The 12,708-nt window shown below is 52.7% G+C and carries 9 protein-coding genes; 6 read left to right on the plus strand and 3 right to left on the minus strand.

Features of this window, described 5'->3' with window-relative positions:
- Window positions 1-88 precede the first annotated feature (88 nt).
- The gene (locus AYJ59_RS02510; RefSeq protein WP_127119238.1) at window positions 89-3,955 is read left to right on the plus strand and encodes a bifunctional diguanylate cyclase/phosphodiesterase; all 3,867 of its coding nucleotides are present in this window, start codon (window positions 89-91) and stop codon (window positions 3,953-3,955) included.
- Between the two features lie 78 nt (window positions 3,956-4,033).
- The gene (gene coaD, locus AYJ59_RS02515) at window positions 4,034-4,513 is read left to right on the plus strand and encodes a pantetheine-phosphate adenylyltransferase (RefSeq protein ID WP_029938881.1); all 480 of its coding nucleotides are present in this window, start codon (window positions 4,034-4,036) and stop codon (window positions 4,511-4,513) included.
- A 70-nt stretch (window positions 4,514-4,583) separates the two neighbouring features.
- Here the strand turns inward: coaD and AYJ59_RS02520 are convergent, their stop codons facing one another.
- A complete protein-coding gene (locus AYJ59_RS02520; RefSeq protein ID WP_237260365.1) occupies window positions 4,584-5,585 on the minus strand; it encodes an HPP family protein in 1,002 nt (333 codons plus the stop codon).
- A 195-nt stretch (window positions 5,586-5,780) separates the two neighbouring features.
- Between AYJ59_RS02520 and AYJ59_RS02525 the strand changes: the two genes are divergently transcribed.
- The 4 genes from AYJ59_RS02525 to modC all read left to right on the plus strand — a co-directional run bounded on the left by AYJ59_RS02525 (window position 5,781) and on the right by modC (window position 9,281).
- Entirely contained in the window at window positions 5,781-6,593 is an 813-nt protein-coding gene (locus AYJ59_RS02525) for a TOBE domain-containing protein (RefSeq protein WP_237260366.1), read from the plus strand.
- A gap of 71 nt (window positions 6,594-6,664) precedes the next feature.
- Entirely contained in the window at window positions 6,665-7,426 is a 762-nt protein-coding gene (modA, locus tag AYJ59_RS02530) for a molybdate ABC transporter substrate-binding protein (protein WP_127119240.1), read from the plus strand.
- A 71-nt stretch (window positions 7,427-7,497) separates the two neighbouring features.
- Window positions 7,498-8,193, plus strand: coding sequence for a molybdate ABC transporter permease subunit (gene modB, locus AYJ59_RS02535; protein WP_127119241.1), 696 nt, complete (start codon window positions 7,498-7,500; stop codon window positions 8,191-8,193).
- A 2-nt stretch (window positions 8,194-8,195) separates the two neighbouring features.
- On the plus strand, window positions 8,196-9,281 hold the full coding sequence (modC, locus tag AYJ59_RS02540) for a molybdenum ABC transporter ATP-binding protein (protein WP_127119242.1): 1,086 nt from the start codon (window positions 8,196-8,198) through the stop codon (window positions 9,279-9,281).
- Between the two features lie 78 nt (window positions 9,282-9,359).
- Here modC and AYJ59_RS02545 read toward each other — a convergent pair whose 3' ends face one another.
- Together AYJ59_RS02545 and AYJ59_RS02550 are read right to left on the minus strand one after the other, a co-directional pair.
- Window positions 9,360-12,053 (minus strand): cation-translocating P-type ATPase, encoded by a 2,694-nt coding sequence (locus AYJ59_RS02545; RefSeq protein WP_127119243.1) that lies wholly within the window; start codon window positions 12,051-12,053, stop codon window positions 9,360-9,362.
- 80 nt (window positions 12,054-12,133) lie between these two features.
- Window positions 12,134-12,616, minus strand: coding sequence for a hypothetical protein (locus tag AYJ59_RS02550; RefSeq protein WP_127119244.1), 483 nt, complete (start codon window positions 12,614-12,616; stop codon window positions 12,134-12,136).
- Window positions 12,617-12,708 lie beyond the last annotated feature (92 nt).

Below are 12,708 nucleotides of genomic sequence, written 5' to 3' on the forward strand. Positions count from 1 at the left end.
GAATAAAATCAGGAGAGGTTGCCATGACGCGCGGGAGGCTGTCATGGCGACCGAAGCCGTTTATCAGAAGGCAAGAGGGACTTAATGGATGCAAATGTCGCTCAAACGATTTAGTGTGTTATGGCTGGCCGCATGGATGTTGATGGCATCTTGGGCGGTGAAGGCGCATCCAACGTTTCAAGCCTTTTTCCAAGACAGCGGTTCTGTCATGTTGCTGATTGATCCGGCCAATGGCGACATTGTCGAAGCTAACGCTGCCGCGGCCAAATTCTACGGCTATTCCATTCCGCAACTTCAGCGGATGACCATTCAAGAAATCAATCAACTGACTCCGGAGCAAGTCGCCGAAGAGCGCCGCCTGGCGAAATCCGAAGGCCGTAATTATTTCATTTTCCGCCATGAGCTGGCGGACGGTGAAATTCGTACGGTCGAAGTCCATTCCGAACCCTATGATTTCAATGGACGCACCTTGCTGCTGTCCATGGTTCACGACATGACCCCCCTGCGCGAGAAGACGGAAGATTTCTGGCACTACCAAACCCGTTTGGAAGAAATGGTCGATGCCCAGCGTCAGGAGCTTGAAGCCTCCTATGCGCGCCAAACCTGGATTCTGGTGGCGGGCATTCTGATTCAGGCGCTCTTGATTTTGTTGTTGCTGTGGGTGATGCACCGGCGTCAAAAACTGCAAAAGTCTTTAAACGGTGTGGCTTCACTGCTGACTAATATCATGAATTCAGCCACCGGGATTGGCATTATCGCGACGGATACTGAGGGGATGATTACGGCTTTCAACCATGGTGCCGAAAAGCTGTTGGGGTATCGCGCGGATGAAATCATCGGCAAAGTCACGCCGTTGAAATTTCATGACAAGGAGGAAGTGAAGGCGCAACAAGGCGTGCTTTCGCGTCTATTGGGGCGCCCGGTGAACGGCTTTGGTGTCTTTGTCCAGCAGTTGGAAGGCAATCAACATCGTCAAAGCGAGTGGACCTATATTCGTAAAGACGGCTCTCGTTTTTTAGTCAGCCTGTATGCCTCCAATATCTTGAATGAAGCGGGTGATGTGATCGGATACTTGGGGTTGGTTCAGGATATTTCTGAATTGAAAGCCTCACAGTTGGCACTGGAAACGGCACGAAATGAGCTGAAAGCGACATTCGATGCCTTGCCGGATTTGTTGTTTGAGGTGGACCTGAATGGCGTGATTCTCAGTTATCATTCGGCGGAAGCAGATCATCTTTATGTGACGCCGGATGTGTTTTTGAATAAGACGGTTGAAGCGGTTTTACCTGAAAAACCGGCGATTGTGATTATGACGGCTTTGCACAATGCCCATAAATCCGGTCAATCCTTCGGATTACAGTACGCACTGGATTTTGAAGATGGACGGCGATATTACGAACTGTCCGTGTCACGGAAAACGCCGTTGGATGTGACCGAAACACCAAGGTTTGTGGTGCTGGCGCGGGATATTTCCTTGCGTAAGCGTCAGGAACGCCAGTTGGCGGAAAAAGACCAGCGTCTCAATCTGATTTTGGAAGCCAGCAATATCGGGCAATGGGATTGGGACATCGTCAATGACGTCATGCTTTGGGATGCACGTTCTTATACCATGCTCGGTTTTAAAGAAAATGCGTTTAAAGTCAGCTTCGAGAAATGGCGGCAGATGTTGCACCCGGATGACTGTCACGCGGTGGAGCGCTTGCAAGCGCATTTGGAGGATAAAGATACCTACAGTGTTGAGTATCGGCTTGCGACGGTGGACAACGACTGGCTTTGGATCGAATCGCGCGGGCAGGTGGTCGAGCGCGACGATGAAGGCCATCCGACCCGGATGGTGGGGATGCACATGGATGTCTCCGACCGTAAGCAGGTCGAAGATATGATTGCCATGAATGAAGAGCGCTTGAGAACCATTTTTGAAATACTGCCGATTGGCATTTCCCTGACCGATCGTGACGGACATATTTTAGAATGCAATTCCGCGTCGGAAAAACTGTTGGGTATTACCCGAGAAGAGCATACCTCGCGGCGTTATGACGATGACGTATGGCAGATTTATCGGGAAGACGGTACCCCGATGCCGCCGGATGAGTATGCCAGTGTTCGTGCTTTACAGGATCACACAACCATCAAAAATCAGTTGATGGAAGTTCGACGCATGGACGGCAGTACCTGGCTGAACGTCAACGCCACGCCGTTGGATCATCCTCAGTATGATCTGGTCATCAGTTATGAAGATATTTCCGATAAACGTGCCGCCGAAGCCCGTTTGAATCTCGCCGCCAGTGTATTCACGCATGCGCGAGAAGGCATCACCATCACCGATAAGAACGGATTGATTATCGACGTCAATCGCGGCTTTACGCTGATTACCGGTTACGAACGTGACGAAGTGATCGGGAAAAATCCGAACATTCTCAGCTCAGGGCGTCAGCCCAAAGAATTCTACAATACCATGTGGAAAACCCTGTTCGAGAAAGGGCACTGGACCGGTGAAATGTGGAACCGTGACAAGAACGGTTCGATTTACGCTCAGCTCATCACCATCAGTGCCATTAAAGACAGCAACGGCTCCATCCAGAATTACGTCGGCCTGTTCACCGACATAACCTCATTGAAAGAGCAACAACAGCAACTCGAACACATTGCCCATTACGATGTGCTGACGCAACTGCCGAACCGCTCATTGTTGGCCGACCGGTTGAATCAGGCCATGCTCATCATTAACCGTCATGGCGGTTATCTGGCGGTGTTGTTTATCGACCTGGATCAGTTCAAAGCGATCAATGATTCCTTCGGGCACGACATTGGCGACGATTTGCTGGTGGAGGTGTCCAAGCGGATGCGAATCGCTTTACGAGAAGAGGACACGCTGGCTCGAATTGGGGGCGATGAATTTGTGGCGGTGCTGGCCAATCTGGAAGGGATTCAGGACTGTGAGGAAATTTTGGACCGGCTGTTGGTGGCCGCTTCCGATCCGGTTGAAGTTCAGGGGCATAGTTTGACGGTGTCCGCCAGTATCGGTGTGACTTTCTATCCGGATGACCAGGGCGATGCCGACCAATTGATGCGCCATGCCGACCAAGCCATGTATCAGGCCAAGCAGGAAGGCAAGAACCGTTACCATTTCTTTGATGTCAGCCACGATTCGATGGTCAAGTCGCAAAGTCGCATCCAGCGCGAAATGGCCGATGCCATTGAACACAATCAGTTGGAATTGCACTTTCAGCCCAAGGTCAATATCAAGGAAGGTCGGGTGATTGGTGTCGAGGCCTTGGTGCGTTGGCCGCATCCGGAGAAAGGCCTGCTGATGCCCGCCGATTTTCTGCCCAGCGTGGACGGTTTGCCTCTGAGTATCGAACTGGATAAATGGGTGTTGCGCACGGCGTTGAAGCAAGCGAATATATGGCATGAACAAGGCATGCACATCAATGTGAGTGTCAATATCGGCGCCTACTTCATCCAACATCGCGATTTCATGGAAACGTTACGCGAATACGTGGCGGATTATCCGGCTTTGCCGCCGTTTACATTGGAAATCGAAATTTTGGAAACCAGTGCGCTGGAAGACGTCGTCAATGTCAGTCTGTTGATCTGGGAATGCCATGAACTGGGCGTGCATTTTGCATTGGATGATTTCGGCACCGGTTATTCCTCCCTGACTTACTTGCGCCACCTGCCGGCCAAAATCATCAAGATTGACCAAACCTTTATCCGCGACATGCTGATGGATTCGGATGACCGAGCCATCGTGGACGGAATTTTGAAACTGGCCCAGGCGTTCGATCGCGAAGTGATTGCCGAAGGGGTGGAAACCGAAGCGCATTTTGAAGCCCTGTTGGCGATGGGATGTGAACTGGCGCAGGGCTATGCCATCGCCAGGCCGATGTTACCCGAGGCGTTACCGGATTGGGTATGCGAATGGGAAAAGTCGCCGCAGTGCGAAAAATCATAACCGACCGGATTTGGCATGGAACCGAAATCGTATCTCAAGTAGAATAGGCGCCATTCATTACCCTGAAAGAGTGAAATTATGTCGATCACAGCGGTTTACCCTGGCACCTTCGATCCCATTACCTGCGGCCATTTCGATTTAATCGAAAGGGCGGCGCGTTTTTACGACCGGCTGGTCATCGCCGTGGCGGATAACCGCAATAAAACCTCTTTGTTTTCGCTGGAAAAGCGTGTGGCGCTGGCGAAAGAGGTGACGTCGGGCATGGACAATGTCGAAGTCATCGGTTTCAGCGGGTTATTGGTGGACTTTGTGCGTGAGATTGACGGCAACGTGCTGCTGCGGGGACTGCGAGCCGTCTCCGATTTCGAGTACGAATTCCAGTTGGCGTCGATGAATCGTAAACTGGCCCCGGAAGTGGAAACCATGTTCATGACCCCGGCGGAACAATACGCTTTTATTTCCTCCAGTCTGGTGCGGGAAATCTCTGCTTTAGGTGGGGATGTTTCGGAATTCGTGCACCCGGTGGTTGCCAAGGCGCTGGACGAAGCCAGTCTGTAAACAGCCGTTTTCGCCAGGCCTGGTCGATTCTTCTATTATTCGTTGATAAGGTTTCAACGCTCCCTCTCAACTATTCATTCCGTGATTCCGGACGTGGTTCTGACGAGGTTTTTCGGTGCCAAAGCCCGTTTTCCTGCACCATTTCATATTTCGCCCAATGCGCGAATTCCTCGCGGGTGACGCAATCGGTGGTTTTGCGTTCCTGACCGGCGATTTGTTTGAAAATCACAAAGTCCTTTTCCGGATCGTCACTGCCCGATTCGTCAATGATGCGACGCATCGACCAATCCCGACCAATCAAGCCATTGCTGTAAACTCGACCGAGTTCGATGTCTGACGACGAAAGCTGCGTGTTCGGATGACCAATCAAAGCCAGAATGCGACGCAAATCGTATTCATTGATGTCCACGAACGAATCGATTTCCTTTAAGGCATTTAAAAAATCGCTGTGGGAAAAGCCGTCCTGCGATGCCGGTTGGGGCTCGGTCTGTTGTTGGTACCAGTAAGCCGGATAGCGCCGCCAATGAAAAAAAGCATTGAACAACACGGCAATCGCCAGGATGGAAAACACATTCAATAATACCGGCGTCAACAGAAACTCGTAACCCAATGCATGGATGCTTTCGCTGCCGATGACGGCGGTTAAGGCGGTGGCCCCGCCCGGCGGATGAATGCATTTCAAATAATACATGGCGGTGATGGACGCGCCGACGGCGACGCTGGCGGCGAGAATCGGCGGGTCGATCAAGTGTGCGCAGCTGACGCCGATGAAGGCGGAAATCAGGTTGCCGCCAATCAACGGCCAGGGTTGTGATAAAGGACCGTGTGGAACCGCAAACAACAAAACGGCGGAGGCGCCCATGGAGGCGACCACGGCCAACGCATCCGGGAGTGCCAGAAAGCGGTGGCTGATCAGCAGGATGACCAGAATCGCCAGAAAACCGCCCAGGCCTGAAATGAGTTTTTCGGAATGGCTGCTGCCGGCTTCGCGGACCCCTAGGTAGCGGCGAATCGTTGACCGCAAGTCGGCCATGCGGTTGTTTTGCGGTTGTTTGGGGGAGAGGCTGTCCATCTTCGTCCTTGAGAGATAGCGCATTAAAAGCGTATCTTAACATGATGCCTGGCGGCGGTTAAAATTGAGTTTTACCAGCCAGGTCGGGAATTTATTTGGCGATTAAATAATTTAAACACCTAAGCGTTGCGGTTGGTCAATCGCTCGACTATAATGCTTCGCTATGTACTTAAAGTTATAAAGAAGGCCGGACATTTGAACGCATCCAATCTCCCCGAACAGCTTGTGCAATCTTTCTTGATGGGCAGCAAACAGTCTCGCTCCGGGCAGCGTCGTTTGGAATTGTTGAACAAAGTGGAGTCACTGGGTTCCCTGTCGGCGGCGGCGAAAGCTTGTGGGATGAGTTACAAAGGCGCCTGGCAAGCCATTGAAGCCATGAATCAGCTGGCGGAAGAGCCGTTGGTGCACACCCAGAAAGGCGGTGCTGGCGGCGGCGGAATGGTGTTGACCCAAGCCGGTGAAGCCTTGTTGGCGGCCTATCGATTATTCAATGAACAGATGCAGCATTGGATGCGGGAGCTGGAGGCGATGTCGCCGAACATGCTCAGTCAATTGGAATTGATGAGGAAAATTTCCATGAAAACAAGTGCACGAAATTTATTCCACGGAACCGTTACCGAAATTGAAAAAGGGGCGGTGAACTGTGAGGTGACCCTGTCGGTGGGGCAAGGTAACGAAGTGATCGCGCAGATTACGCTGGACAGTTTGGAGCGTCTGGGGCTGGAAGTCGGTTCCGATGCGTATGCCCTGATTAAAGCCAGTTGGGTCATTCTGACCGAAGACTTGAACGGCACGGTGAAAACCAGCGCACGGAACCAGTTCTGCGGCGTGGTCACCAAACTGGATGAGGGCGCCGTGAACAGTGATGTGTCCATTCAACTGGAAGGGGAGCAAATGATTTCTGCCATCGTGACAAACCAGAGTGTCGAGAATTTGGGGCTGGCCGTGGGGGCAAGATGTTGCGCCCTGGTCAAAGCCAGTCATGTATTGTTGGCGGTTTCCGACTGAGGTCGGATTTTTTTGATTTAACGATATGTATCAAACGTAATATGTATTAACTATCATAACGGAGTGACTGTATGAAAACGATGATTCGTACCCTGGCCTTGGCTATGGGTGTTTTGAGTGCCTCGATGGCGTATGCGGAAACCGCCAAGATTGCGGTGGCGGCCAATTTCACCAAAACCATCGAAGAGGTCGGCAAGGTGTTTGAAAAGGAAACCGGTCATCAGGTGAAATTCTCTTTCGGCCCGACCGGTAAACTCTATGCCCAAATTAAAAACGGCGCGCCTTTCGATGCCTTCTTCGGTGCGGATGAACGTCGCCCGAAAAAAACCATTGACGACGGGATTGGCATTGCCGACAGTTATTTTGTTTATGCACAAGGTCAAATCGTACTGTACAGTGCAAAACTGCCGGTGAAAAACAGCCCGATTGAGGTATTGAAAGCCAAAAAATACAATCACTTGGCGGTGGCGAACCCGAAAACCGCTCCTTATGGCGAACGTGCGGTCGCTTTCTTGAAAAAAGAGGGTTTGTATCAGGACGTGAAATCGAAAATCGTCAATGGTGAAAGCATCGCTCACGCTTTCCAATACGTCGCCACCGGCAATGCCGAAATCGGGTTTGTCGCCATGTCGCAAGTGGTGGACCCGCAAAGTCCGGTGTACAAAAAAGGTCAATACTGGGTGGTGCCGCAGTCGGACTATAAGCCGATTAACCAAGGCGCGCTTCTGACTAAACAAGGTGAAAAGAATGCGGCCGCCAAAGCCTTTATGGCATTCATCAAGACGCCGAAAGCCATCGAGATTATCAAACGTTATGGCTATAACGTCAGCTAAGTTACAATAGCCTTTGTCTGAAAAAACGACCAGGCCTGGTCGTTTTTTTATGGGAGCGGAAAAGAGACATCATGTTGGAAATCTTCGGTACGGAAATCAATTTACAACCCATTTGGCTGACGCTGGAAGTGGCGACCATGACGACCATTGTTTTATTGGTCTTGGGGACGCCTTTGGCCTGGTGGATGGCGCAAATGCGCTCGTCCAATAAGGTGTTTCTGGAAGCGCTGGTGGCCTTGCCATTGGTGCTGCCGCCGACGGTGCTGGGGTTTTATCTTCTGATTCTGTTCAATCCAAATGGAACCGTGACCGAAGTGTTGCACTGGTTCGGTTTTGAAGGACAGTTGACCTTCAGTAAAACCGGCCTGGTGATTGGGTCGGTGTTTTATTCATTACCCTTTGCCATTCAACCGCTGATGCATGCCTTTGAAAATATTCCACATCGTCTACTGGACGCGGCCGCCACCATGCGAGCGTCGTTTCTGGACCGTTTCTGGACCATTGTTTTGCCCTTGTCGCGCCGAGGAATTCTGGTGGCCGCCACTTTGTCGTTTGCGCATACGGTGGGGGAATTCGGGGTCGTGCTAATGGTGGGGGGCAATATCCCGGGCGAAACCCGCATGGTGTCGATTGATATTTTCGACCATGTGGAAAGTCTGGAATATGATCAGGCGCACATTTTGTCGGCGATGATGTTGATTTTCGCGTTGAGTGTGCTGATGCTGGTGTACGGCTTGAATCGTCGTTTCGGTGTGAAGGTAGGATAAAGATGAGTGATATACAAGCGCTGATGAAAGGCGATTTGACGCTGGATCTGGGCAGTTTTCGTCTGGACTCCGGCTCGTTTGAAATTCCGCTGCAGGGCGTGACGGTATTGTTTGGCCGTTCCGGTAGCGGCAAAAGCACCTTGTTACGTGCCATCAGCGGGCTGGATAAACGCACTGAAGGGCACCTCACGGTGAATGGCGAGATATGGCAGGATGAAGCAAACGTTTTGCCAACGCAAAAGCGTCATATCGGGTTCGTATTTCAAGATGCCGCCTTATTTCCGCACATGACCGTACGACAAAATCTAATGTACGGAGTCAAACGTTTGCCGAAAGACATCACGCCGGAAGATTTTGACGACATTGTTCAACGCGTTGGTATTGCCGACAAGCTGAATCGAGCCGTGACGTTTTTGTCCGGTGGCGAACGTCAGCGAGTGGCAATTGCCCGTGCGTTGTTGATGCGCCCGAAGCTGTTGTGTATGGACGAACCGTTATCGGCACTGGACTGGCGTGCCAAAGCGGAGATGCTGACGCTGATTGAAGAATTGGTGGCGGCCTACCGTTTGCCGGTGCTCTACATCACTCATGCGCCAGCGGAAGTCGAGCGTTTGGCCGACCGGGTGCTGTTCATGCAAAACGGTCGGGTTGAAACCGTCGAGACGTTGCAACAGGCGTTGGCGCGTCCGGATTCGCCGTTGTTTGACGAGCAGGGCGCGGTGTCGGTGTTGCAGGCGAGTCCGTTGCCAATGCAGGACGGCTTGCAACCGGCCCGCTTTGGGGAAACCGAAACCATTTGGTTGTCGGAAGCCGTGCCGAAGGGTAAGGAAACCATCCGGGTGCGGGTATTGGCGCGGGACGTCAGTTTGGCCCTGTCCGACCCGAAAGACCTGAGTATCATTAACCATTTTCCCGCGGAAGTCACCGAGCTGATTCCGCAAGGCCAGCACCGTTTATTGGTGCGCTTACGCTTGTCGGACGGCCAGCAACTGTTTTCGGAAGTGACCCAACACTCGGCGGAACGACTGAAGATTCAACCAGGCCTGGCGGTTTTTGCCCTGATTAAATCGGTCGCGGTGACCGAATAAATCGTCGAATCCCCCTTTCTTGTCGGACGGACCATCTTTCCGGAAAATGCCCAGGCCTGGGCATTTTTTTCGTCGGCGTTACAGCCATTTCATGTGAAATATTTCTTTCAGGCCGGACAGAATGAATGTCGGCAGTGCGGCGATGAACAGTGTCATCAACAAATGCTGAGGTTCCAGCGGCGTGGTGCCGAGCGCCAGGTTGCCGAACGGTGTGTAGACCATCAACAATGACACACAGGCCGATCCGAATACCGCCAACAGCAGCAAATGATTGCTGAACGGGTTGCGGTGATAAAGCGTGGTGAAGGTGCGCGCGTCGAACACATGCACCAGTTGGCCGAAAATCAAAGTCATAAAGGCGAGTGTTTGAGCGTATTCCAGTGACAGGTTCAAATTGAGCGCGTACATGAACATCGCAAAGGTCAGGCCGCCCATAATCAACCCCCGTATCACGATGCGCGTGCCGAGGTTGTCGGCGAAGAAGCTTTCGTTGCCGGCCCGCGGTTTACGTTGCATCACGTCGCCTTCCGCTTCATCGACGCCCAGCGCTAGCGAAGGCATCCCGTCGCTGACCAGGTTGATCCAGAGAATCATCAGGGGCGCCAATGTCAGCAGCGGTTCGCCAATCATAATCAGAAACGAGAAGAGTATCGCCGATACCTCACTGACGTTGGCGGTGAGGCCCTGGCGGATGAATTTGCGGATATTGTCGTAAATACGGCGGCCTTCTTGCACGGCATGGACGATGGTGGCGAAGTTGTCGTCCAGCAAAATCAGGTCGGCGGATTCTTTGGCGACGCCGGTGCCGGTGATGCCCATGGCGATACCGATGTCGGCCTTACGCAAAGCCGGAGAATCGTTGACGCCGTCGCCGGTCATGGCGACGACTTCGCCGTTGGACTGCAAGGCCTTGACGATGCGCAGTTTGTGTTCCGGTGTCACCCGTGCGAAGACCGAGGTTTTCGGTGCCAATCGCTGCAGTTCTTCATCGCTGATTTGATTCAATTCGGCTCCGGTCATTACCAGTTCGTCGTCCGAATCGATGATGTCCATTTGACGGGCGATGGCTTTGGCGGTGATGGCGTGGTCGCCGGTGATCATCACCACGCGAATGCCGGCGGAATGGCATTCTTTGACCGCTTGGGTGGCTTCGGGGCGTGGCGGGTCGATAATGCCGTGAATGCCGGTGATGATGAGACGGTTTTCCAACGCTTCCAACGGCTGTTCAATCTCATCGGGACGCAGCGGGCGATAAGCGACCGCCAGTGTACGTAACGCCTGAGTACCGAACTCGTGGATGACGTTGTCGATTAGGTTGGGGTTACTGACGATGTCGCGACGTTGGTCGGCGTATTCGATGACTTCGGAGTGCTTGAGGATGACGTCCGGCGCGCCCTTGACGATGAGCGTGTGGTTGCCGTCCGCATCACGGACGATGACACTCATCATTTTGCGTTTGGGATCGAACGGGTGGGACACGACTCGTTGATGGGTGGTCATCAAGGCCTCTTTGTCAATACCGGCTTTGGCCGCGGCCACCAAAATCGCGCCTTCGGTGGGAACGCCCTGAATCCGGTAATGACCGTCTTCTTCCAGTAAGGTGGTATCGTTGCAGAGCGCGGACATTTCCAGCATGCGATTGAGATGAAAGTGGTGTTTCGGGGTTCGGGTGCGTCCGTGGATGTCGGTGTAGTCGCCGGTCGGGTCGTAGCCTTGTCCGCTGATTCGGTAATATTCGCCCGCGGCCCAGACACTGACGGTTTGCATCTTGTTTTGGGTCAAGGTACCGGTTTTGTCGGAGCAAATGACTGAAGTGGAGCCCAATGTTTCCACCGAGGCCAGTTGTTTTGCCAGGGCTTTGTTCTGCATCATCTGCTTGGCGCCCAGCGTCAGCACGATGGTGACGACGGTCGGCAAGCCTTCCGGTATGGCGGCGACGGCTAAGGATATGCTGGTGTTGACCATGCCGATGGGGTCCAGTCCTTTCAGCAGACCGATGCCGACAATGACGGCGACGATGAACAGGGCGGCCCATATCAAGGTGTGTGACAGTTTGGCGATGCGGTTTTGGAGCGGTGTCAGGCGGTTGTCGGTGCTTTGCATCAAGCTGGCGATTTTGCCCACCTCGGTTTTCATACCGGTGGCGGTGACCACGGCCAAACCGTGACCGTGGTTGACGGAGGTGCTCATGAACACCATGTTGACCTGATCGCCCAGTGTCGGGTCAGCCTCATTCAGGGCTTCGGTTTTTTTATGAATCAAGTCCGACTCGCCGGTCAAGGGGGCTTCGTCGACCTCCAAACGGGTGACCTCGATTAAACGACCGTCGGCGGGAACGATGTCGCCGGTCTGTAACTTGATAAGGTCGCCCGGCACCAATTCGGCGGCGGAAATCTCTTGCCATTTTCGCTCGCGGCGAACCATGCACTTGGGGGCGGCCATGTCCTTAAGGGCGTCGATGGATTTTTGCGCTTTGAGTTCCTGAAAAAACGTAATCAGGGCGTTGATGAGAATGATGATGGTGATGGCGATGGCATCGACAGTATGCCCGGTGTAAAACGATAAGAGCGCGCCGAAGGCCAGCACCACCAATAATGGATTTTTCAGCTGCTTCAGGAATAACCGAAACGGTGAAATGCTTTCGGTTTGAGTGAGACTGTTCGAACCGAAGGTCTGTTGGCGTTCGGTGATGTGCTCGGGGGAAAGACCTTCCTCTCGGTGGCTGTCGAGCTGTTGTAAAACCTCGTCAGGTGTTTTTTGAAACCAGTTCATCTCAAACCTCTTACAGCGATAAGTTGTTGGACAGAATGATTTTATTCTGACACAAACGCCGGAGGCTTTTAAAGAATTATTCAGCGATTATGCGTAACCAATAAGAAGGGCGCTTGAATGACTTCGCCATCTTCCTGAGTGGCGATGACGGTCAGTTGCCAGTCCATGCGGTCATTGGTGCAGAAGGCCAGCATGGATTTGCCTTCGTAAAAACCGGGTTGGCCCGGTAATGGGAAAAGGGTGACGCGGTTATAGCCCATGTACATATTCAAGCCGGAAATATCGAGTTCCACTTTGCTGGCGTAGATGTTGTCGAGTTTGACGCGGACGGTCAAGGTGCGCGCCACCCGGATCGGTTTAGGACGGATGTCGATGGTGATGTTTTGCTTTTCATGCTGAGTTTGGCAGGCGGATTGGTGCAGTTCACAGGCGTCGTTCAAGGGCCATTGCTCGATATTCGATGGCGAGGACGAGTCGCAACTGGACAGTGCAAACGTCAGTGATGTCAGTCCGACGGCGAGCCAGACAGGAAACGAGCGGATTGTCGAGAAGAAGGTGTTCATATGGCCTGCGTCGGAATCGAAGTGTCCAGTGAAATCTATGTGGCTATATTAGAAGCTTTTTTTCATGCGCTCAAGTCGCTTTTTGGTGTCAG

Source organism: Thiomicrospira sp. S5, from assembly GCF_003991075.1.
GTDB lineage: Bacteria > Pseudomonadota > Gammaproteobacteria > Thiomicrospirales > Thiomicrospiraceae > Hydrogenovibrio > Hydrogenovibrio thermophilus.

What these genes read in the sequence shown, in the direction of transcription:
- AYJ59_RS02510 (WP_127119238.1), top strand. Translation starts at nt 89, where the DNA reads ATGCAAATGTCGCTCAAACGATTTAGTGTGTTATGGCTGGCCGCATGG.
- coaD (WP_029938881.1), top strand. Translation starts at nt 4,034, where the DNA reads ATGTCGATCACAGCGGTTTACCCTGGCACCTTCGATCCCATTACCTGC.
- AYJ59_RS02520 (WP_237260365.1), bottom strand. Translation starts at nt 5,585, where the DNA reads ATGGACAGCCTCTCCCCCAAACAACCGCAAAACAACCGCATGGCCGAC.
- modA (WP_127119240.1), top strand. Translation starts at nt 6,665, where the DNA reads ATGAAAACGATGATTCGTACCCTGGCCTTGGCTATGGGTGTTTTGAGT.
- modB (WP_127119241.1), top strand. Translation starts at nt 7,498, where the DNA reads ATGTTGGAAATCTTCGGTACGGAAATCAATTTACAACCCATTTGGCTG.
- modC (WP_127119242.1), top strand. Translation starts at nt 8,196, where the DNA reads ATGAGTGATATACAAGCGCTGATGAAAGGCGATTTGACGCTGGATCTG.
- AYJ59_RS02545 (WP_127119243.1), bottom strand. Translation starts at nt 12,053, where the DNA reads ATGAACTGGTTTCAAAAAACACCTGACGAGGTTTTACAACAGCTCGAC.
- AYJ59_RS02550 (WP_127119244.1), bottom strand. Translation starts at nt 12,616, where the DNA reads ATGAACACCTTCTTCTCGACAATCCGCTCGTTTCCTGTCTGGCTCGCC.